This is a genomic window from Mesorhizobium sp. CA10 (assembly GCF_020165285.1).
Lineage (GTDB): Bacteria > Pseudomonadota > Alphaproteobacteria > Rhizobiales > Rhizobiaceae > Mesorhizobium.
Map to the genome: position 1 here is coordinate 614,175 of NZ_JAIUHV010000001.1, position 21,472 is coordinate 635,646.

The window sequence follows — 21,472 nt, forward strand, 5'->3', positions numbered from 1 at the left end:
GATATCACATCGAATGGAATAAAACATCCAAACGTGGCTGTTACCGGCGCGAGGCAATGACGGCGCAACAGCGGCTTTTTTCCGCCGCTGTCGGGCCGATCACAGCTTTGTGTTCAAGGCTTTGGTCTGGTCTGAACAGCTGCGATCGGGCGCTCGGATTGCCTCACGGCCTGATGAACACCTTTCCATTTGGCTTGGCGAGCTCGGCCGGCAGCCTCGCCATCGCTTCGTCGAGCGGCACGACCGCGGTGACGTCGGTCGACCAGCGTCCATCGGAAAAGCGCTTCTGCGCTTCCAGCACCGCCGGGCCCAGCCTGTCGCGGAACTGGCGCATCCATTCGGCCAGCCAGAACCCTTCGACGCGCTTGTGCTGGAAGATCAGTTGGCCGGGCTCGCGAATCACCGTCGGCTCGGCGTCGAGCCTTCCATAGACGATCCAGCGCGCGCGTTTCGGCATGGCATTGAAGATGGTCGAAGCCAGCGGGCCGGTGACCGCGTCGAGGAAGATGCGCGGCTGCTCGGCCTTCATCGCCTCGCGCAAGACCGCCTCGAAATCCGCCGCTTTCTCGTTGAGCACATGGGCGGCGCCGAGCTCCTTCAGCGGCGGAATCTGCTCGTCGCGACGCACGGTGACGATCGGGCGGAAACCTTCCTCCTTCGCTAGGCCGATGATCAGCTTGCTGAGCTGGCTGGCGCCCGCGGTCATGATGAAGGATTTTTCGCCCTCCTCTCTGACGATGTCGAACATGGCCAAGGCCGTCAGCGGATTGACGATCATCGCGGCGCCGTCCTCGTCGCGCACGGTGTCGAGAAGCGGAATGCAAGACGCGGCCTCGGCAACCGCATAATCCGCCCAAGCGCCCCAGTTCGACACGCCGGTGGCGAAGGCCACGCGTTTCCCTGCAAGGCTCCTTGCATAGGGATCGTCGCCCGTGGCGACGACGATGCCGACGCCCTCGAAACCCGCCGGCCGGCCCTTTACCCGCGGCTGGCCGTACTGGCCCTTGATGAAGGCGATGTCGGACGGGTTGATCGAGGCGAGGCTGACCTTGATCAGCGCCTGCGAGGGACCGGGCGCCGGCACCTCGATGCTGCCGGGCTGGAGGTAAGGCTCCATCGCCTCCAGCGCAGCCGCCGAGGGCATCCTGGTGTAACCGTCGCCGACAAGCAGCAGACCCTGCATCTGCGAAGGAAGCGTCATGGCCGTCAGACCTTCTCCTGCGTGTATTTCTTCAGTTCCGTGCGCGCCACCTGCCGCCGGTGCACCGCGTCCGGCCCGTCGGCCAGCCGCAATGTCCTCAAATGTGTCCACGAGCGGGCGAGCGGCGTGTCCTGGCTGATGCCTTGCGCACCGAACATCTGGACTGCCTCGTCGGTGACCTTCAGCGCGACGCGCGGCGCCACCACCTTGATCTGGCTGATCCAGGGCGCGGCCGCGCGAGCGTCCCCCTGATCGATCATCCAGGCAGCCTTGAGGCATAAGAGCCTCGCCATCTCGATCTCCATGCGGCATTCGGCGATGATGTCGAAATTGGCGCCGAGCTTTGCCAGCGGTTGGCCGAAGGCCTCGCGCCGCACCGAGCGTTGGCACAGCATCTCCAGCGCCATCTCGGCCTGTCCGATCGCGCGCATGCAGTGATGGATGCGGCCAGGCCCCAGCCGCCCCTGCGCGATCTCGAACCCCCTGCCCTCGCCGAGGATCAGGTTCGCCGCCGGCACCCGTACATTGTCGAATCTCAGATGCATATGCCCATGCGGCGCGTCGTCGTCGCCATAGACCTGCATGGGCCGCAGCTTGGCGATGCCCTTGCTGTCGGAGGGCACCAGGATCATCGAATGCCGGCGATGTTGCGGCTCCTCGTCCGATCCCGTCCTGACCATGACGATATAGATGGCGCAGCGCGGATCTCCCGCTCCGGAAGCCCACCATTTCTCGCCGTTCAGCACATAGTCCTCGCCTTGCCGCTCGCAGCGCATCGAAATGTTGGTGGCGTCCGAGGACGCCACGTCCGGCTCGGTCATCAGATAGGCCGAGCGTATTTTCCCCTCGAGCAGCGGCTCCAGCCAGTCGCGCTTGTGCGCTTCCGAGCCGTATCGTTCCAGCACCTCCATGTTGCCGGTGTCGGGCGCCGAGCAGTTGAAGGTCTCGGCGCCGAGATGCGCCTTGCCCATCTCCTCCGCCAGATAGGCGTATTCGACGGTGGAAAGGCCGTAGCCGCGCTTGGAACCGGTGAGCCAAAAGTTCCACAGGCCGCGCTCGCGCGCCGTCTTCTTCAAGCCGTCCAGGATTTCCGTCTGCCTAGCGGTATAGGCCCAGCGGTCGCCATTCTTGCCGACTTCGGCGAGGAACTCTTCGCCGAGCGGCGCGATCTCGTCGCGCACCATCGCCGCCACGCGCTGATGGAGCGGCTTCAGCCGCTCGGTCATGCCGAGATTCATGTCCGCCATCGCTTCCGGCCTTTCCGAAGATAAACCTTTACCCGTGGCAAGGATGACCGTACTTCGGCTAGCCTTGTCAACGCGAGTCCTTGGGCGACTCCCGGCCGGCCGGATGCGGAGAAACACGATGAGCTATCTGGACAAGCTGTTCTCGGTCGCCGGCAAGACCGCGCTGGTGACGGGTGCGGCGACCGGCATCGGCCGCATGGTGGCGACCGGGCTGGTACGCGCCGGCGCGCAGGTGATGATCGCCTCGCGCAAGGGCGAGGATTGCGCGAAAGTCGCCAACGAATTGAACGCGCTCAGCGGCTCGGGCCACGCCGAGGGCTTTGCCGGCGACGTGTCCAGCGAAGCTGGCATCGCCGCTTTAGTCGCCGAGGTCAAGGCGCGCACGGAACGCCTGCACATCCTTGTCAACAATGCCGGCATTTCCTGGGGCGCGCCGCTGCAGGATTTCCCCTACCACGCCTGGGCCAAGGTGTTCGGTGTCAACGTCACCGCCGTCTTCCATTTGACGCGGGAGCTCTTGCCGCTGCTCGATGCGGCCGCGAGCGACGAGGACCCGGCCCGCGTGATCAATCTCGGCTCGGTGATGGGCACCCAGCCGCTGGCCGACGACGCCTATTCCTACGCCGCTTCGAAAGCGGCGGTGCATCATTTGACGCGCACGCTGGCGATCGAGTTCGCCGCCCGCCGCATCACCGTCAACGCCTTTGCGCCCGGTCCTTTCCAGAGCCGCATGACGGCCTTTGCCACCGCAACCGAGGAGCAGGCGAAACATGTCGGTAACCATGTTCCGCTCGGCCGCATCGGCGTGGCGGATGACATTGCCGGCGCAACGCTTTATTTGTGCAGCCGAGCCGGAAGCTATGTCACCGGCGCCATCCTGCCTATCGACGGCGGCCAGTCGGTGCAGCATGGCATGACTTTGTTCAAGGAATAAGGTGCCCGGTTCGAGGAATCGCTATCCGGGCGGGGGTGCGGAGGACATCAGCGTGGAACCGATCAGTCTCGATACGCTTCTGGCAAGCGTCGGCAAGGAGGTCGGCGTCTCGCCTTGGCGAACGGTCACGCAGCGCATGATCGACCAGTTCGCCGATGCGACCGACGACCACCAGTTCATCCATTGCGATCCGGAGCGCGCCGCGCGCGAGACGCCGTTTGGCGGCACCATCGCGCATGGCTTCCTGTCGCTGTCGCTTTTGTCGGCAATGACCTTCGAGACCATGCCGCCGCTGGAAAACAGCAAGATGGGCGTCAATCACGGCTTCGACACGCTGCGTTTCCTGGCGCCGGTGAAGACGGGCTCGCGCATCCGCACCCGCTTCGTGCTGGCGGACGTCAAGGTCAGGCCGTCCGGCTGGGTGCAGACCGCACACGACGTGACCATCGAGATCGAGGGCTCGAAGAAGCCGGCGCTGACGGCGCGCTGGCTGACCTTGACGCTGATTGAGCGCCAACCCGAGAACGCATGAGCGGCGAGGCCGGTGCCATAGACCAGGCGGCCCTTGCGCCCTACCTCGAAGCGCATACTCCGGGTTTTGCCGGCCTGTCCGCGATTGAAAAATTCAACTCAGGGCAGTCCAATCCGACCTATCTTTTGACCGCCGCCAGCGGCCGCTATGTGTTGCGCGCCAAGCCGCCGGGACAGTTGCTGAAATCCGCGCATCAGGTCGACCGGGAATTCCGGGTGATGCAGGCGCTTGCCGGCACGGCGGTGCCGGTGCCGCGCATGCTGCATCTTTCCGGCGAGGACTCCCCGATCGGCCGCATGTTCTACGTCATGGAATATCTCGACGGCCGCATCTTCTGGGATCCATCGCTGCCGGACGCATCCGGCAATGACGAGCGCGCCGCGATCTACGATGCCATGAATGCGACGCTCGCCGCCTTGCATGATATCGATGTGGACGCCGTCGGACTTGGCGATTTCGGCCGGCCCGGCAGCTATTTCGAGCGCCAGCTCGCGCGCTGGACCAGCCAGTACAAGGCCTCCGAAACCGAAACCATAACCGACATGGACAGGCTGATTGCGTGGCTCGAAACGCATATGCCGGCCGATGACGGCCGCGTCTCGCTAGTCCATGGCGACTACCGGCTGGACAACATGATGTTCGCGCCGGGCGCGCCGAAGATCATCGCGCTGCTCGACTGGGAGCTGTCGACGCTCGGGCATCCCTTCGCCGACCTTGCCTATCAATGCATGCAATGGCGGCTGCCGCATGCCTCGGGCTTTCGCGGCCTCGGCGGCATCGACCGCGCCGCTGCCGGCCTGCCTTCCGAGCAAGCCTATGTCGAGGCCTACTGCAGACGGCGCGGCATCGAGAAGATCGACAACTGGACCTTTTTCCTCGCCTTCTCCTTCTTCCGGCTGGCGGCGATCTGCCAGGGCGTCTACCGCCGCGCGCTGGACGGCAACGCCTCCAACCCGGAAAAGGCAAGGACCTACGGCCAGGCGGTAAAACTGCTCGCCGCGCTCGCGGCGGAACTGATTGACGAGAACAGCTGAACGCGGAGAAGCCGGGCAATGGGCCGTTTCGATGGGATGACGGTGCTGATCACCGGCGCGACCGGCGGTCTCGGCAGCGGCGCGGCAAAGGCCTTCGCCGCGGAAGGGGCACGGCTCGTTCTGTCCGACCTCGACGAGTCTGCGCTTGGCGATTTCGCCGCAACGCTCGACGCCGAGACGGCTCACCTTGCCGGCAACATCGCCGACGAAAAGCTCTCGGAGGATCTGGTGAAGCTGGCCGTGCAAAAGTTCGGCCGGCTCGACATCGCCGTCAACAATGCCGGCATTGTCCACTCCTTCGTACGCCTGCCGCAGGTCACCTCGGAGGAAGCGCGCCGCGTGGTGGAGGTCGACCTGCTCGGCGTCTTCTATGCCATGAAACACCAGGTTCTCAGTTGGAACGGCAATTCAGGGAAAGCGGCAAGGGCGGCGTCATCGTCAACATCGCCTCGGTCGCCGGCCTCTCAGGCGCGCCGAAGCTTTCGGTCTATGCCGCCGCCAAGCACGGCGTCGTCGGGCTGACGCGCTCGGCTGCCGTGGAATACGCCAGCAAGGGCATACGCATCAACGCGGTCTGCCCGGCTCACACCCGCACCGCGATGGTCGACGGCTTCGTGCGTTTCACCGGAGCGCCCGAGGCCGAAGCGATGGCCGAGCTCACGCGCGGCGTGCCGATGAAGCGTGTCGGCGAGGTCGACGAGATCACCACCGGCATCCTGTTCCTCGCCGACCCGGCCAATTCCTTCATGACCGGCCACGCTCTGGCGCTCGACGGCGGCATTGGCGCGATCTGAGCGATTCCAGGAAAGGGCCTTAGCGGTTTTCCATCCGCAATTGCGTTAAACGCAAGGGAACTGGAGGCGCCCTTGTCCGTTTCCGTACAGCGTATATAATTTCGTCAGGCAACCAATCACAAAGGCAAGCGTATATTGGCGCTAAGCGTTCAGAAACGCCGCGAAAAACAGAAGGCGGAGCTTCGCTCCGAACTGGTCGCGGCGGCTCACAAGCTGGTCCAGGAAGAGGGCTATGAGGGCCTGACCATCCGCAAGCTGGCCAAGCGGGTCGGCTACGCGCCGATGTCGGTCTATTCCTATTTCGCCGACAAGCAGGACATTCTGTTCGCGCTCGCCGAGGACGCCTTCGAAACGCTCGCCCGCCGCATCGAGGAGCACCCCGCCGACGATCCGATCGAGGCGCTCAAGGCGGTGATGACCGAATATGCCGCCTTCGGGCTCGGCAATCCCAATGAATACCGCACCGTCTTCATGACCGAGAAAACCAGGCTGCCCGAGGGACGCAGCTACGAGGACATGGAAGAGGGCAATCCGGCGATGAAGGTGCTGATAAGCCGGGTCGAGGCATGTGTGGCTGCCGGCAAGCTCAAGGGCGACCCGCGCGCCATCGCCACCATGCTGTGGACCGTCGGCCACGGTACGATCTCGCTCTTGATCACCTTCCCCTTCTATCCGTTCGGTGACCCCCAGGCCTATGTGAAGCGGATGTGCGATTTCACGCTAGCGGGGTTGCAGGCGCAGGATATTCCGCCGCTGACCGCAACGCCCGTCAACTGCTGATCTCTTTGATCGCCGACTTGCACCGCTTCGCTTGATTTGCGGCGCCGAATTCCTGTGTTCAAAAAAATTTGTCGTACACGTACAGATTCCTCCTTGAATTCCGACTTCATTAACCGTATTTGTACACCGCATCGTACGCGTACGGAAAAGATTGACTGGAGACGGAAAATGAAGAACACCATCCTTGCTCTCGCCACCGTGCTGGCTTTCTCGGGTACCGCTTTCGCTGGCGCAAGCCAGCCGGCCAAGCACGCCCCCGCGGCTTGCGCTCAGACCAACGCCAGCGTGAAGCTCGACTGCACCTCGACCGGTTCGGTGGAAAAGACCGACGCCAACAAGACGACGAAGAGCCCGCGGCTCGGCATCGATGTCAGCCCCTGGTTCGTGCCCGGCCTCTGAGCACTATTGGCAAGACTTCGAACGAAAACGGGCGGCATTTGGCCGCCCTTTTTCGTTTCTGCCCGCGCCCCTGAGGACCTGCTCGAGCCTATTTCTTGCGCGGTTTCGTTCCTGCCGCGGTCCTGGCCTTGTTCGGCTTTGCCGGCCCGCCGGGGATGGAAGTGCTGGTGATCGATACCGGGTCGCTGGCCGGAAATGTGTCCTCGAGGCCTTCCTCAAGTTCCTCTTCCTCGACCTCGTGGCGCCGCTCCTGCTCCAGCGAACGGACTGCAGCTGTCTTCTTGGATGACTTCGGCGCGGATTTGGACGGCATCGGCACTCTCCCTCGCAAGCCGCAGAAACGGCATGGACTGGCGATGGTTCCTTGGAAACGACGCCGCGAAGCTCAGTTCGCCGCGTCGCCCGCCGCTTCCGAAAGCAGAGTAAAGACATAGTCCGAGAAGGAACGCCAGCATTCCACCCGGAACGCATCGGCCGCGCTGCGCAGCAGCACGATCTCGGATTTGCCGAGAATGGTGCGCGAGGCAGCACCGACCGGGAAAGCCTCGAGCGACAGGTCCTGCGGGCAACCCGAATTGACCGTCGCCGCGGCGGCAGGTCCGACAACCGAAATTGCGACATTGCGGTGCGAGATGCCGACCGCCGAATGCAGCATTGTCACCTTGGCGCAGTCGGCGAGCAGATCCTTGCCCGCCTCGTCGATGATCATCCATTCGTCGGGCCCGAGCCACAGCGCCGTGCGCCCGTCCTTGGTCGCCGAAGTCTTGGGCTTTGTCGGCAGCGTGAGGCCGAGCGCCTTGGAAAGCGCGGCAAGCGACGCCTGCGGGGCGCGCAGCGAGATGCGTTCAGCCGGCGGCAGCATCTCGACCTTGACGCCCGGCGCCGACAGCGTGCGGCCGGCAAGCGCGGGCCGACGCTCGACGGAGGTGGAAGCAGCAGCGGCTTTTGTCTTGGCGGCGGCCTTAGCCATTGAGGCGTTCTCCCTTTTCGTCGACGAACACCATGCCGGTGACTTCCACCTCGATCGTGCCGTTCGGCATCGGCACATAGAGCGTCTGGCCCATGCGGTCGCGGCCGCCAGCGACGAGCGCCAGCGCGATCGAGCGTCCGCAATTCTCCGACCAATAGCTGGAGGTGACGTGGCCGATCATCTTCATCGGGATCGCCTGCTTCGGGTCGGCGACGATCTGCGCGCCCTCTTCCAGCACGACCTTCGGGTCCTTGGTCTTCAGGCCGACCAGCTGCTTGCGGCCCTTGGCTACAAGGTCCGGCCGGGTCAGGCCGCGGATGCCGACGAAATCGGTCTTCTTCTTGCCGACTGCCCAGTCGAGCCCGGCATCGTTCGGCGTCACCGTGCCGTCTGTGTCCTGGCCGACGATGATGTAGCCCTTTTCGGCGCGCAGCACGTGCATCGTCTCGGTGCCGTAGGCAGTCGCGCCATGCTTCTGGCCTTCGGCCCACAGCGCTTCCCACACGGCCTCGCCGTAATCGGCCGGCACGTTGACCTCGAAACCGCGCTCGCCGGTGAAGGACATGCGGAACAGCCTTGTCGGCACGCCGCAGATCTTGCCCTCGCGCACCGACATATGCGGCATCGCCTCGTCCGACATGTCGATGCCTTCGACCAGCGGCGCGATAATGTCGCGCGACTTGGGACCTTGCACGGCAATGACAGCCCATTGCTCGGTGATCGAGGTCAGCCAGACATTCAAATGCGGGAACTCGGTCTGGAGGTAGTCCTCCATGTGGTTCATGACGCGTGGTGCGCCGCCAGTCGTGGTCGTCACGTGGAAGCGGTCCGGCGCCAGCCTGCCGACGACGCCGTCATCATAGATGAAGCCGTCCTCGCGCAGCATGATGCCGTAACGGCAGCGGCCGGTTTCGAGCTTCTCCCACGGATTGGTGTAGAGCAGTTCCATGAACTTCGCCGCGTCCGGCCCGACCACCTCGATCTTGCCGAGCGTGGAGGCGTCGAACAGGCCGGCGGCCTTGCGCACCGTCACGCATTCGCGGTCGACGGCGGCATGCATGTCCTCGCCCGCCTTGGGGAAATACCAGGCGCGCTTCCAGTGGCCGACATCCTCGAACACCGCACCTTGCGACGCGGCCCAGCCATGCGTTGCCGTGCGGCGGGTCGGGTCGAACAGCGCGCCGCGCGCGTGGCCGACGATCGAGCCGAACGTCACCGGCGTGTAAGGTGCCCGGAAGGTGGTGAGGCCGACCTGCGGGATCGGCTTGCCGAGCGTCTCGGCGGCGATCGCCAGGCCGTGCATGTTCGACGTCTTGCCCTGGTCGGTCGCCATGCCGTTGGTGGTGAAGCGCTTGACGTGCTCGATCGAGTGCATGCCTTCATGCACCGCCTGGCGGATGTCCTTGGCAGTGACGTCGTTCTGGAAATCGACAAAGGCCTTGACCGTCGTGCCCGGGCCGGCGCCAGGCGCGGCGCCCAGCATGCCGCGCGACCAGCTCTCGCCGGCGTCGACCTTGGGCTTGGCGCCCTTACCAACCTTGCCGCCGGCCTCCTTCGCCGCCTTCGCGCCGGCCACATAGGCCTCGTCGACTGAGGCGGCCAGCCCGTCGGTACCGTTGCAGGCGCCGACCGAGACGCAGTCCTGCGCGTAGGTGCCCGGCACGAAGCGCTTGGTCTCGTCGTTGAAGGCGACCTTGCCGCGCGATTGCGAGAACAGATGCACCGATGGCGTCCAGCCGGCCGACATGAGGATCGCGTCAACCGGGATGGTCCGCTCGCTTCCGCCATTCTTCGGCTGCACCGTCATCGACGACACACGCAATTTGCCGCCGGCGCTGACCACCGCGCGGCCGAAATTGATTTCGATGCCGAGCGCCCTCGCCTCGTCGATCACCGGTCCGGCCGGGTTGTCGCGCAGGTCGACGATCGCCGCGATGTTGATGCCGGCCTTCTTGAGGTCGATCGCGGCGGCGTAGGCGGAATCGTTGGCCGTATAGACGCCGATATTCCTGCCGACCGCGACGCCATAATGGTTGAGGTAGGTGCGCGCCGCCGAAGCGAGCATCACACCCGGACGGTCGTTGTTGGCAAACACCATGTGGCGCTCGATGGCGCCGGTGGCGATCACGACGCGCTTGGCGCGAACCTGCCACAGGCGTTCTCGCGCAAGCTCCCGGCCCGGGCTCTTGAGATGGTCGCTGACCCGCTCGACCAGTCCGACGAAGTTCTGCGCGTAATAGCCGAAGGCGGTCGTGCGCGACAGCACGCGCACATTGTCCATCGCCTTGAGCTTCGCGATCGCCGCTTGCGCCCAGGCATAACCGTCCTGGCCGTCGATCCTGGCGCCGCTCTCGAAGCGCAGGCTGCCGCCGAATTCGGCTTGCTCGTCGGCGAGGATCACCCGCACGCCGGTTTCGGCCGCGGCGAGCGCGGCCGCGATGCCGGCGGCGCCGCCGCCCAGCACCAGCACCTCGCAATGCGCGTAGCGCGCGGCATAATGGTCGGGATCCGGCTTGTCCGGCGAAACGCCGAGGCCCGCGGCAGCGCGGATCTTCGGCTCGTAGAGATCCTTCCAGGCCCATTTCGGCCACATGAAGGTCTTGTAGTAGAAGCCGGCCGAAAACATCGGTGATGCGATGTCGTTGACGGCGCCGACGTCGAAGGCAAGCGACGGCCAGCGGTTCTGCGAGTTGGCCGTCAGCCCGTCATAGAGCTCCTGCACTGTCGCCCGCACATTCGGCGTCTTGCGCGCATCGTCGCGCACGATCTGCACCAGCGCGTTGGGTTCTTCCGCGCCGGCCGACAGGAAGCCGCGCGGACGGTGATATTTGAACGAGCGGCCGACCAGGTGCACGCCGTTGGCGAGCAGCGCCGAGGCCAGCGTGTCGCCCTCGATGCCGATATACGGCTTGTCGTCGAAGCTGAAGGAGGCAGTCTTCGCCTGGCTGAGGCGACCGGCGCCGGAAATGCGGAACGCGGCGTTCATTTTGAGGCTCCGGGCAGCTTCGCGGGCTTCGGCTCGCCGGCCTTGTAGGTCATGACGAACCTGTCGGTGACCGTATCGCGCACCGCGTTGAAGAAGCGGGCGCAGCCATGGATGTGCCGCCAGCGCTCATAGATGACGCCCTTGGGGTTGGCGCGGATGAAGAAGAATTTCTCGAAATCGTCGTCGCTCTCGGCGGCAATGTTGGTCGGGCGCGCAATATGCGCCTCGCCGGCATTGCGGAACTCGAGTTCCGGGCGCTCTTCCTCGCAATAGGGGCAGCGGATGAGAAGCATTTTCGGTGGATCCTACAACTCGCCATGGCCGACGCGGGCGCCGGCCGGTTGATCGCAAAGCGGCTTAAGGGTCATTTGGCCCATCGTCAGTGTGCCACAGCCGCCGCGGCGGCCTCGTCGATGAGACGTCCAGTGCGGAAGCGCTCAAGCGTGAAGGGCGCGTTGATCGGGTGCGGCTCGTCCTTGGCGATCGTGTGCGCGAAGACGTTGCCCGAGCCGGGCGTCGCCTTGAAGCCGCCGGTGCCCCAGCCGCAATTGACGTAGAGGCCCTGGACCGGTGTCTTCGCCAGGATGGGCGAGCGGTCGGGGGTAACGTCGACGATGCCGCCCCAGGAGCGCAGCATCTTCATGCGGGTGAAGATCGGGAACATCTCGCAGATGGCGTCGAGCGTGTGCTGCAATATGTGCAGGCCGCCGGTTTGCGAATAGGAGACATACTGGTCGGTGCCGGCGCCGATCACCAGCTCGCCCTTGTCGGACTGCGAGATATAGGCGTGCACCGTGTTCGACATCACCACGCAGGGCACCACCGGCTTGACCGGCTCCGACACCAGCGCCTGCAGGGGATAGCTTTCGAGCGGCATGCGCACGCCCGCCATGTTCATGATGACGGAGGAATGGCCGGCAGCGACCACGCCGACCTTCTTGGCGCCGATGAAGCCGCGCGTCGTCTCTACCCCGCTCACAGCGCCATTGGCCGCGCGCTTGATGCCGGTGACCTCGCAATTCTGGATGATGTGCACGCCGCGCGCCGAAGCGCCGCGCGCATAGCCCCAGGCGACCGCGTCATGACGCGCCGTGCCGCCGCGGCGCTGCAGCGCGGCACCCATCACCGGATAGCGCGCCTCCCTGGAGATGTTGAGCGGCGGACAGAATTCCTTCGCCTCTTCCGGCGTCAGCCATTCATTGTCGATGCCGTTGAGGCGATTGGCATGGATATGGCGCTTGAACACCTGGACGTCGTGCACGTTGTGCGCCAGCATCATGACGCCGCGCGGCGAATACATGACGTTGTAGTTGAGCTCCTGGCTGAGCCCGTCCCACAGCTTCAGCGCATGATCGTAGATGCCGGCGCTCTCGTCATAGAGGTAGTTGGAACGGATGATGGTGGTGTTGCGGCCGGTATTGCCGCCGCCGAGCCAGCCCTTCTCCAGCACCGCGATATTGGTGATGCCGTGCTCGCTCGCCAGATAATAGGCCGTCGCCAGGCCGTGTCCGCCGGCGCCGACGATGATGACGTCGTATTCCTTCCTCGGCTCGGGCGACGTCCACTGCTCTTCCCAGCCTCTGTGGCCGCGCATCGCCTCGCGGGCAATGGCGAATACCGAGTATTTCTTCACGTTAAGCCTCGCGCCAGTAGCTTTCGCGGATTTGCGGCCGGGCATCCCTGCCCCGGCTTGCGAGGTGTATCACTAGCGAAACCGCGATGTCATCCTTGCGCTGTTTGCGACGGCGCTTGCCGTTTTGCGCCACGGTCAAAAAACGAAGCGTCTGCTCTGGCTTCCGTGGTTCCGTTCGCCGACACTCCTGTCGCGTGATGCCGGGGGACGACAATGGGTAATGCCTGGTGGAATCTGACCCTGCGCTTCCTGCTGGAACTTGCAGCGCTGCTTGGGCTCGGCATGGTCGGCTGGAGCTTTGCCGTCGATTTCAGCCGTTGGATTCTTGCCGTCGCCTTGCCGCTCGTCGCAGCGGTGCTGTGGGGCACTTTCGCCGTGCTCAATGATCCGAGCCGGTCGGGTCGAGCTCCGGTGCCTGTGCCCGGCGCCCTCAGGCTGGCGCTGGAACTTGTCATCCTGTGCGGCGGCGCCGCGGGATTCTATCTGACCGGTCACGCGGCCATTGGCATCGTCATGGCTCTGCTGATTGCCTTCAGCTACGCCTTCTCGCTGGATCGGCTGGCTTGGCTGTTGCGGCAGTAGGGCAATGGCGCCTTTGCCGGTTTCGGGTGGCCGCCGTAATCCTCATCTGCGACCAAGCATCCAACCGCCGGCAAGCCCGGTACAGAGGAAGGATGCAAAGACATGTTCACCCTTACAAACAAGGTCGCCATCGTCACCGGCGCGAGCTCCGGCATCGGCCGCGCCACGGCCAAACTGTTTGCCGAGCAAGGCGCATCCCTGGTCGTCGCGGCCCGGCGTCAGGCCGAGCTCGATGTGCTCGTCGGCGAGATCGAAGCGGCCGGCGGCACGGCAGCCGCGCTTGCCGGCGATGTAAGGGAGGAGGCCTATGCGAAGGCGCTCGTCGAATTCGCCGTCGCAAGGTTTGGCGGCCTCGACATCGCCTTCAACAATGCCGGCGCCGTCGGCGTGATGGGACCGGTGACCGATATGGCGCCAGCCACCTGGCACGAGACGATGGACACCAATCTGACCAGCGCCTACCTCGCCGCAAGGCACCAGATACCGGCCATGCTGGAGCGCGGCGGCGGCTCCCTGATCTTCACCTCGAGCTTCGTCGGCTACACCGCCGGCATGCCGGGCATGGCGGCCTACGCCGCTGCCAAGGCCGGACTGATCGGCCTGACGCAGGTGCTCGCTGCCGAATACGGTCCGCAAGGGCTGCGCGTCAACGCACTGCTGCCCGGCGGCACCGACACGCCCGGCGCAACCACGACCACGCCCGAGGCGCGCGCTTTCGTCGAAGGCATTCATGCTTTGAAGCGCATGGCGCAGCCGGAAGAGATCGCCCGCTCCGCGCTTTACCTTGCCTCGGATGCGTCGAGCTTCACCACCGGAACCGCGCTGTTTGCCGATGGCGGTGTCTCGATCAACCGGACATGATCTATTTTGGCAGACGACAGACATGCCCATCCGCCAAAATGTTGCGATGCGGCCTTGCATTCCCGTTCATTTTGACGATTTTCGTTTCCGTCGAAATCGGACCGGAACGATGCTGCTGATCAGAACCTATGTTGCCCAGAGCGCCATCGAAGGGGTCGGGGTCTTCGCCGCCGAGCCGATCCGTAAGGGCGCTTCGATCTGGCGCCTCGATCCGGATTTCGACCGGCTGATCCCGCTGGATAAATATGAGACGGCGCCGCCGCATCTGCGCGAGTTGCTCGACCGCTATGCCTATCCGAGCCCGGACAAGCCCGGCTTCATGGTCTATGAGGTGGACAATGGCCGCTTCATGAATCACTCCGAGCGGCCGAACACGGATTTCTCGCAGTATGGCGGCGCCACAGCCATTCGCGACATCGCTGCAAGCGAGGAAATCACCTGCGATTATGGTGAGTTTTTCGAGGACTTTGCGCGCCACCATCTGGCGACCGCGTAGCGCGAGCAAACATGCGGGCGCAGCGCTCGGGTTTTTGATCGCCGTTTCGCGCAATCGGAGGTGGACATCCCGGCCTGATTCTGCTATCAGCCGCCACAATTCGCGGTGCAATTCGCCGCGGAGGCATGTCAGCTATGGCTGTTTGCCTAATGATTTCAAACCCGAAGACAGGATTGCCCGTGCAGGTACTCGTCCGCGATAACAACGTTGATCAGGCGCTTCGCGCGCTGAAGAAGAAGATGCAGCGCGAAGGTATTTTCCGCGAAATGAAGATGCGCGGTCACTACGAGAAGCCGTCCGAGAAGCGTGCCCGCGAGAAGGCCGAGGCCGTGCGCCGCGCCCGCAAGCTGGCCCGCAAGCGCGCCCAGCGCGAAGGCCTGCTGCCGATGACCCCGCGCCCGGCTCCGGCTGGTGCCGCCGGCGCATCGCGCTCGCCGCGCTCATAACGCCTATTTTTCGTCCTTTTCGAAGGATACCGAAGGTGGCGCGATGCGGAATCGCCGCCACCTTTTTGTTTACGTACTGGAGCCGGTTCGGAGAGGGAACGGACTGACGGCGCTGCGGCAGTGAGGACAAAGATGAACGCAATTACCGTGGAGCGCAAAACCGCTTTTCGCGGCTTCGCCCTGACGGCGGCCCTGCTTTCGGGTCTGACGCTTGCAGCATGCCAGACGACCCCGACGGGCGAGTTCAACTCGATCGACAAGGCGCAGGCGTCGAGCGAGAACATCTCCTCGCTTTCGGCGGTCATCCAGCGCAATCCTCAGGATCCCGAGGGCTATAACGTGCGCGGCTCGGCCTATGGCCGCGGCGGCCAGTACCAGGCGGCGCTTAAGGACTTCAACCAGGCGATCCAGCTCAATCCGAACTTCTACCAGGCCTATTCGAATCGCGCGCTGATCCAGCGCTTCCTCGGCAATCAGGAAGCCGCTTTGGCCGACTACAACCGCTCGATCCAGATCAACGCCAACTACGACGCAGCCTATATCGGCCGCGGCAATCTCTACCGCAAGGCGGGCCGCACCCAGGATGCCTTCAACGACTTCCAGAAGGCGATCCAACTCGACACTACCGATGCCCGCGCCTACCACAATCGCGGCCTGATCTATCAGAGCCAGGGCCAGCACAAATTCGCCATCGAGGATTTCTCGACCGCGATCTCGCTGGCGCCGGACGCCGCCGAGCCCTACAACGGCCGCGGCCTCTCCTATCTGGCGACAGGCGACGAGGACAACGCCTTCTCCGACTTCAACATGGCCATCAAGCTCGACGGCAAGAACGCCGAGGCCTGGGCCAACCAGGCGCTGATCTACGAAAAGCGCGGCGACAAGGGAAGGGCCGCGAAGTCCTACCGCGAGGCTGTCCACCTCGACCCCAACTACCAGCCGGCCAAGGACGGTCTGTCGCGCACCGGCGGCAACGCCAGCTGATCTCAAGCCGACGCCGGAAGGGTGTATTGCACGGCGCCCAGGCGTCGTTGCCGGTCGCCGTCGGCGGCCGCGATGATGCGCTGCGGAGACGCCGATAGCGATCCGTTAACCGCCCAGGGCGATGCGTTAACCCTTGCCATGTTCGCGTCAAAGTTTCGGCGGAACGCTCCGTGCACCTCGATCGTTTAAGCCGGGGCCAAGATTTTCGCGAAAGGGACTTTCCAATGATCAAGACACTTGCCTGTGCCGCTGCCGCGCTTGCCGCCACGGTCCTCGCTTCTCCGGTCAGCGCCGGCACGCTCCGGCTCGGCACGCTCGATTGCACCATCGACGGCGGCATCGGCTATGTCATCACGTCGAACAAGGGCGTCTCCTGCGTCTTCCGCCCCTCTCATCACGGCCCGGCCGAGATTTACACCGGGATGATCTCCAAGCTCGGCGTCGACGTCGGCAAGACGCATCAGGGCCAGCTCGTCTGGGCGGTGCTTGCCGCCACCCGCAGCCATGATGCGGGCGATCTCGCTGGCAGCTATTACGGCGTCAACGCCGAGGCCAGCGTGGTGACCGGCGGCGGCGCCAACGTCCTGGTCGGCGGCTTGGACAGCGCCTTCATGCTGGAGCCGCTCAGCGTCCAGGCACAGACCGGCCTCAACCTGGCCGTCACCGTAGCGTCGCTGGACCTCGTCCACTCCTACAAGTGAGCCCTCGGCTTTTCAAATTCATTGCGCCGCACTCGGCCCGGAACATCTGTTCCGGGCCGAGTGCTTTGGAAAGCCCTTCGGCGCAAATGGTGGCTTGCCTCGAAATCCGCGAAAAAGCCTCTTGAGCTCAACTGCGCTTGAGGTTCTACAAGCCCTGCCGAACTGGATCTTGCCCCTCGTTCGCAACGCGGATGAGGTAAGCAAAACAAGCAGGAGATCGGCGTGACGGCAGCGAGCGGCAACAAGGTGGTCAGCAGCAGGGTGGCCAGCAACAGAGTGGATTGGCGGGCGCTGTGGGCAAGCGGCGATCTGGCGCGCTTCTGCTTCGTCAGCCTCGGCATCCTGCTGCATGCCACCAACGAGACGATGGTGGCAACGGTGATGCCGGCCATGGTCGGCGAACTGGCGGGCGTGCAGCTGGTCGGCTGGTCGCTGGCGATCTACGAGCTCGGCGCGATCGTCGCCGGCGCCGCTGCGGGCCGGCTGGTCAGTTATGTCGCCCTGCGCTCCAACATGATGGTCGCGGCCCTGCTCTATGCGACCGGCGCGCTGATCTGCGCCGCGGCGCCGTCCATGCCCTTGTTCCTCATCGGGCGTCTGGTCGAAGGGCTTGGTGGCGGCGCGCTGGTATCGCTGGCTTTCGTCTCTGTCGAGCGCCTGTTTCCACGCAACATCTGGCCGCAGCTCTTCGGCATCATGTCCGCGATCTGGGGCATCGCCGCCTTCAGCGGCCCGATGCTCGGCGCTCTCATGACCGAATTCCTGTCGTGGCGCTGGGCTTTCGGCGTATTCACCTTCGGCGGCGCGGCGATGGCGCTGGCAAGCTTCGTCGTGCTCGACACGCCTGAAGCGAGGAAGCCGCAGGCGAGCGGCGGCAAGGCACCGCCCTTCCCCTATCCCGCGCTCGCCTGTCTCGCCCTCAGCGTCGTGCTGATCGCCGCCGCCGGCATCGATGTCGCCCTGTTGCGCTCGTCGCTGCTCCTCTTCCTCGGCCTGACCGGCCTGGCGCTTTTCTTCCGCGTGGATGCGCTTAGACCGCAATCCCGGCTCTTCCCGTCGCCTCTGTTTTCATGGCGCTCGCCGCTTGGCAGCGGCATGACGATGGTTGCGGCTTTCTCCGTGGCGACCTGCACCTTCACCATTTACGGGCCGCTGCTTCTGACCACGTTGCACGGCATTCCGATCCTGACCACCGGCTACATCATCGCCGCAGAATCGATCGCCTGGTCGATCCTGTCGATCCTCATCGCCAATGCGCCGCTGGAGCGCGAGAGGCTGATCATCGTCGTCGGCGCCTTGATGATCGCCTCCGGCCTCGCCGGCTTCGCCTACACAATCCCGGCAGGCTCGATCCCGCTGATCCTGCTCTGCGCCCTTTTGCAGGGCGGCGGCTTCGGCGTTTGCTGGCCCTTCCTCACGCGCGTCATCGTCGCCTCGGCCCGCGACGGTGAGCAGACCATCGCCTCGGCCGCCGTGCCGACCATGCAGCGCATCGGCTATGCCGTAGGCGCAGCGCTTGCCGGCATCGTCGCCAATGCCAGCGGCTTCTCGGAAGGTCTGAACCGTGAAGCGGCCGCAGGCGTCGCCAGTTGGCTGTTTCTGGCATTCGTGCCCCTCGGCGTGTTCGGCTGCCTGGCGGCGCTGAGGATATTTTCAGCGACAAACCGGCCGAGATTGGCAGCGGGTTGACGGGGATGTCAGGGCGGCCGCGGCCGAGGCGCCGGCTTGCCGCTCGGGCTCAGACGACGACAGTCTGCTGCAGCCGCTCGGCAATCAGCGCGGCGAGCCGCGCCGCCACTTCGTCCTTGCCCATTTCCGGCCATTCCTCGACGCCGGTCCTGGACACGATGCGCACCTTGTTGCGGTCGCCGCCCATCACGCCGGATGGACCGATGCCGCTTTCATGCGAGACGTCATTGGCGACGATGAAGTCCGCGCCCTTTTTCTTGAGCTTCGCCTCGGCATTGGCGATGAGGTCTTGTGTCTCTGCGGCAAAGCCGACGACGAGTCCGGGCCGCTGAACGTGATGGCCGATGCCGGCCAGGATGTCGGGATTCTCGACCATCCGCAGCGAGGGCGGCCCTTTGCCCGCAACCTTCTTGATCTTCTCGCCGGCGGCGTTTTCCGTGCGCCAATCGGCGACGGCGGCAACAAACACGGCGGCATCCGCCGGCAGCAGGCTCTCGACCGCTTGCTTCATCTGCGCGGCCGTTTCGACGTGGGTGGTCGCAACACCGGCCGGATCGGCGACGGTGACCGGGCCGGAGACAAGCCTGACATCGGCGCCGAGCTTAGCCAAGGCGGCCGCGATGGCATGGCCCTGCTTGCCCGAGGAGCGGTTGGCGATGTAGCGCACTGGATCGATCGGCTCATGGGTCGGACCGGAGGTGATGATGATCCGGCGGCCGGCAAGCGGTTTCGGCTTCTCGTCGAGCATCGCCTCGATCGCGGCGACGATCTCCAGCGGCTCGGCCATGCGGCCCTCGCCCGCTTCGTTGCTTTCGGCCATCTCGCCCTTAGCTGGGCCGACAAAGGCGACGCCGTCCTTCTGCAAGGTGGCCCGATTGCGCCGCGTTGCCGGATGCGCCCACATCTTCGGGTTCATCGCCGGCGCCATCAGCACCTTCTTGTCGGTGGCCAGAAGCACCGTCGAGGCAAGGTCGTTGGCATGACCGTTGGCGAGCTTCGCCATCAGGTCCGCGGTTGCCGGCGCCACGACCAGCAGGTCGGCCTCGCGCGACAGTCTGATGTGGCCGACATCGTGCTCGTCATTGCGGTCGAACAGCTCGGTGAAGACATGGTCGGCCGAAAGCGCGCCGACCGACAGCGTGGTGACGAATTCCTGCGCGGCCGACGTCATCACCACCCGCACCGAAGCGCCCCGCTCGCGCAGCCGCCGGATCAGGTCGAGCGCCTTGTAGGCCGCGATGCCGCCGCCGATGATGAGCAGGATGCGCTTTCCGGAGAGCGAGCCTCGCGAAACTGATTTCGCGGATGCGGTGACAACTGGCGCCGCCTGCTCCTTTGAGCCTGTCAGCGCACGCAGCTTTTCTTCGATCTGACCGATGCGGTCGGCCTGCCCTGCCCGGCCTTCGACCGCGGCGCGTATCATCGCCCGCGCCTGCTCCTCCATCGAGCAGCCATTTTCGGCCGCGAGTTGCCGGAGCAGGTCCTTGACCCCGTCATCCAGATTGCGGATCGTGATGCTGGCCATGTGATTGCACTCGCATGAGGTAGCGCTTGCAGTGATAGCAATGCAATCAACCGGCGACAAGCCGTGTGGCGGTCAGAGCAATTTCCATGCTACGTAGATCAGCGTCAGCGCGATCACCCACAGCGCGACTCGACCGGAGCGGGTGTGGCGCGCTTCTGCTCTCCCTATCGCGCGCGCGGTTGCATCGTCGAAGCGCAGGCCGTTTTCCGCCATCAAATCGATCTCGCGCGACAGCCGCTCGGTGCGGGCCACAAGATCCGGCGCCTGCCTTGCCAGCGACACAAGGGCTCTGCCCGCGTCGCGCGCGTCGGTGAGCATGCCGCGCGGGCCGAGATTGCCAGCGATCCAGTCGCTGACCACAGGCTCGGACGTCTTCCACATGTTGAAGGCCGGATCGAGCGTGCGGGCGACGCCTTCGACAACCACCATGGTCTTCTGCAAAAGCACCAGCTCGGTCCGCGTCGCCATATCGAACAGCTCGGTGACTTCGAACAGCAGCGTCAGCAGCTTCGCCATCGAGATGGTTTCCGCCGACTGGCCGTGGATCGGCTCGCCGATGGCGCGGATCGCCTGCGCGAAGGCCGAGACATTGTGTTGGCGCGGCACGTAGCCCGCCTCGAAATGCACCTCGGCGACGCGCTGATAGTCGCGCACGATGAAGCCGTAGAGGATCTCTGCGAGGAAGCGTCGCTCCTTCTTGCCGAGCCGGCCGGCAATGCCGAGATCGACGGCGACGATGGTGCCGTTCGCCTCGACGAACAGATTTCCAGGATGCATATCGGCATGGAAGAAGCCGTCGCGCAACGTGTGCCTGAGGAACGACTGGACCAGATTGGCGGCGATCGCCTTGAGGTCGTGGCCGGCATCGGCAAGGCCGGCGAGATCGTTCATCTTGATGCCGTCGATCCACTCCATGGTGAGCACGTCGCGGCCGGTCCGCTCCCAGTCGACCGCCGGCACGCGGAAGCCCGGATCGTCCTTGGTGTTCTCGCCGAGTTCGGAAAGCGCGGCTGCCTCGAGCCTCAGATCCATCTCGATTCTGGTGGTCTGTGCCAGCGTCTCGGTCACTTCGACCGGGCGCAGGCGACGCGACGCGGGGATGTATTTCTCCTGCAGGCGGGCGGCAAGGAAATAGCTTTCGAGATCCTGGAAGAAGCGGTGCCGCACGCCGGGCCGGATAACTTTCACCGCCACCTGCGAAGCGCTACCCTCGCGCACGATTTCGGCGCCGTGCACCTGCGCGATAGAGGCCGCCGCCACCGGTTCGCCGAAGCTCGAATAGAGATCGTCGATCCTGCGACCGAGCGAGGCTTCGATCGCATGGACCGCCTCCGCTCTCGGGAAGGTATGCATCTTGTCCTGCAAAAGCGCGAGGTCCAGCGCCATGTCGTTGCCGACGACATCGGGCCGCGTCGCCAGGAACTGGCCGAGCTTGACGTAGGAAGGTCCCAGCCGCACCACCGCCCGCGCCAGCCTGTCGCCGCGCTGATAGCTCAGCGCCCGGCGGCGGGTGAAAAGCCGCGCCACGCGCCAGCCGAATTTCGGCATGCCGGAAAGCTCTTCGCCCGGCAGCGCCGCGACGACGCCCTCGCGGACCAGCACCCAGCCGGCCCTGGCGAGCCTGAAGGCGGCAGCGACGCTGCTCATAGCGCTGCCTGCTTCAAAGGGGCCTGCTGCA

At 64.8% G+C, this 21,472-nt stretch carries 23 protein-coding genes; 14 read left to right on the forward strand and 9 right to left on the reverse strand.

The window, feature by feature from the left end:
- Window positions 1–163: 163 nt before the first annotated feature.
- Entirely contained in the window at window positions 164–1,201 is a 1,038-nt protein-coding gene (locus LB535_RS02880; RefSeq protein ID WP_224631086.1) for a zinc-binding dehydrogenase, read from the reverse strand.
- A 5-nt stretch (window positions 1,202–1,206) separates the two neighbouring features.
- Window positions 1,207–2,448, reverse strand: coding sequence for an acyl-CoA dehydrogenase family protein (locus LB535_RS02885; RefSeq protein WP_224631087.1), 1,242 nt, complete (start codon window positions 2,446–2,448; stop codon window positions 1,207–1,209).
- A gap of 118 nt (window positions 2,449–2,566) precedes the next feature.
- Here LB535_RS02885 and LB535_RS02890 point away from each other — a divergent pair, with 118 nt between their 5' ends.
- The 7 genes from LB535_RS02890 (at window position 2,567) to LB535_RS02915 (ending at window position 6,921) form a co-directional block, all read left to right on the forward strand.
- Complete coding sequence (locus LB535_RS02890; RefSeq protein WP_224631088.1) at window positions 2,567–3,382, forward strand: SDR family oxidoreductase; 816 nt, start codon at window positions 2,567–2,569, stop codon at window positions 3,380–3,382.
- A 52-nt stretch (window positions 3,383–3,434) separates the two neighbouring features.
- The gene (locus LB535_RS02895) at window positions 3,435–3,914 is read left to right on the forward strand and encodes a MaoC family dehydratase (RefSeq protein ID WP_095766281.1); all 480 of its coding nucleotides are present in this window, start codon (window positions 3,435–3,437) and stop codon (window positions 3,912–3,914) included.
- Window positions 3,911–4,948 carry a phosphotransferase family protein gene (locus tag LB535_RS02900; RefSeq protein WP_224631089.1) on the forward strand — a complete coding sequence of 346 codons (1,038 nt, stop codon included), beginning with the start codon at window positions 3,911–3,913 and terminating at the stop codon, window positions 4,946–4,948. Before LB535_RS02895 ends, LB535_RS02900 begins: the two co-directional genes overlap by 4 nt.
- A gap of 18 nt (window positions 4,949–4,966) precedes the next feature.
- A complete protein-coding gene (locus tag LB535_RS28960; protein ID WP_318012253.1) occupies window positions 4,967–5,470 on the forward strand; it encodes an SDR family NAD(P)-dependent oxidoreductase in 504 nt (167 codons plus the stop codon).
- Window positions 5,392–5,742 (forward strand): SDR family oxidoreductase, encoded by a 351-nt coding sequence (locus tag LB535_RS28780; protein WP_318012258.1) that lies wholly within the window; start codon window positions 5,392–5,394, stop codon window positions 5,740–5,742. Before LB535_RS28960 ends, LB535_RS28780 begins: the two co-directional genes overlap by 79 nt.
- Before the next feature lie 135 nt (window positions 5,743–5,877).
- Window positions 5,878–6,522: a TetR/AcrR family transcriptional regulator gene (locus tag LB535_RS02910; RefSeq protein WP_224631090.1), complete on the forward strand. Its 645-nt coding sequence runs from the start codon at window positions 5,878–5,880 to the stop codon at window positions 6,520–6,522.
- Between the two features lie 168 nt (window positions 6,523–6,690).
- Complete coding sequence (locus LB535_RS02915) at window positions 6,691–6,921, forward strand: DUF680 domain-containing protein (protein WP_224631091.1); 231 nt, start codon at window positions 6,691–6,693, stop codon at window positions 6,919–6,921.
- 88 nt (window positions 6,922–7,009) lie between these two features.
- Here the strand turns inward: LB535_RS02915 and LB535_RS02920 are convergent, their stop codons facing one another.
- The 5 genes from LB535_RS02920 to LB535_RS02940 form a co-directional block, all read right to left on the reverse strand.
- Window positions 7,010–7,234: a hypothetical protein gene (locus LB535_RS02920; protein WP_224631092.1), complete on the reverse strand. Its 225-nt coding sequence runs from the start codon at window positions 7,232–7,234 to the stop codon at window positions 7,010–7,012.
- Between the two features lie 72 nt (window positions 7,235–7,306).
- The gene (locus LB535_RS02925) at window positions 7,307–7,891 is read right to left on the reverse strand and encodes a sarcosine oxidase subunit gamma (RefSeq protein ID WP_224631093.1); all 585 of its coding nucleotides are present in this window, start codon (window positions 7,889–7,891) and stop codon (window positions 7,307–7,309) included.
- Window positions 7,884–10,877, reverse strand: a complete 2,994-nt coding sequence (locus LB535_RS02930; protein ID WP_224631094.1) for a sarcosine oxidase subunit alpha — start codon at window positions 10,875–10,877, stop codon at window positions 7,884–7,886. Before LB535_RS02930 ends, LB535_RS02925 begins: the two co-directional genes overlap by 8 nt.
- Window positions 10,874–11,170 (reverse strand): sarcosine oxidase subunit delta, encoded by a 297-nt coding sequence (locus LB535_RS02935; RefSeq protein ID WP_140541913.1) that lies wholly within the window; start codon window positions 11,168–11,170, stop codon window positions 10,874–10,876. Before LB535_RS02935 ends, LB535_RS02930 begins: the two co-directional genes overlap by 4 nt.
- An 86-nt stretch (window positions 11,171–11,256) precedes the next feature.
- Window positions 11,257–12,510 carry a sarcosine oxidase subunit beta gene (locus LB535_RS02940; protein ID WP_224631095.1) on the reverse strand — a complete coding sequence of 418 codons (1,254 nt, stop codon included), beginning with the start codon at window positions 12,508–12,510 and terminating at the stop codon, window positions 11,257–11,259.
- Window positions 12,511–12,723: 213 nt separating this feature from the next.
- Here LB535_RS02940 and LB535_RS02945 point away from each other — a divergent pair, with 213 nt between their 5' ends.
- The 7 genes from LB535_RS02945 (at window position 12,724) to LB535_RS02975 (ending at window position 18,269) form a co-directional block, all read left to right on the forward strand.
- Window positions 12,724–13,092 carry a YrdB family protein gene (locus LB535_RS02945; RefSeq protein ID WP_224631096.1) on the forward strand — a complete coding sequence of 123 codons (369 nt, stop codon included), beginning with the start codon at window positions 12,724–12,726 and terminating at the stop codon, window positions 13,090–13,092.
- Window positions 13,093–13,194: 102 nt separating this feature from the next.
- Complete coding sequence (locus LB535_RS02950; RefSeq protein ID WP_095766695.1) at window positions 13,195–13,953, forward strand: SDR family oxidoreductase; 759 nt, start codon at window positions 13,195–13,197, stop codon at window positions 13,951–13,953.
- 109 nt (window positions 13,954–14,062) lie between these two features.
- Window positions 14,063–14,449, forward strand: coding sequence for an SET domain-containing protein (locus tag LB535_RS02955; protein ID WP_224631097.1), 387 nt, complete (start codon window positions 14,063–14,065; stop codon window positions 14,447–14,449).
- Window positions 14,450–14,628: 179 nt separating this feature from the next.
- A complete protein-coding gene (gene rpsU / locus LB535_RS02960; RefSeq protein WP_027165252.1) occupies window positions 14,629–14,895 on the forward strand; it encodes a 30S ribosomal protein S21 in 267 nt (88 codons plus the stop codon).
- 132 nt (window positions 14,896–15,027) lie between these two features.
- A complete protein-coding gene (locus LB535_RS02965; RefSeq protein ID WP_224524038.1) occupies window positions 15,028–15,879 on the forward strand; it encodes a tetratricopeptide repeat protein in 852 nt (283 codons plus the stop codon).
- Between the two features lie 224 nt (window positions 15,880–16,103).
- A complete protein-coding gene (locus LB535_RS02970; RefSeq protein ID WP_224631098.1) occupies window positions 16,104–16,580 on the forward strand; it encodes a DUF992 domain-containing protein in 477 nt (158 codons plus the stop codon).
- Window positions 16,581–16,802: 222 nt separating this feature from the next.
- A complete protein-coding gene (locus tag LB535_RS02975) occupies window positions 16,803–18,269 on the forward strand; it encodes an MFS transporter (RefSeq protein WP_224631099.1) in 1,467 nt (488 codons plus the stop codon).
- Window positions 18,270–18,318: 49 nt separating this feature from the next.
- Here the strand turns inward: LB535_RS02975 and coaBC are convergent, their stop codons facing one another.
- Window positions 18,319–19,794, reverse strand: a complete 1,476-nt coding sequence (gene coaBC, locus LB535_RS02980; RefSeq protein ID WP_224631100.1) for a bifunctional phosphopantothenoylcysteine decarboxylase/phosphopantothenate--cysteine ligase CoaBC — start codon at window positions 19,792–19,794, stop codon at window positions 18,319–18,321.
- Window positions 19,795–19,866: 72 nt separating this feature from the next.
- On the reverse strand, window positions 19,867–21,441 hold the full coding sequence (gene ubiB, locus LB535_RS02985) for a 2-polyprenylphenol 6-hydroxylase (RefSeq protein WP_224631101.1): 1,575 nt from the start codon (window positions 21,439–21,441) through the stop codon (window positions 19,867–19,869).
- Window positions 21,442–21,472: the final 31 nt, after the last annotated feature.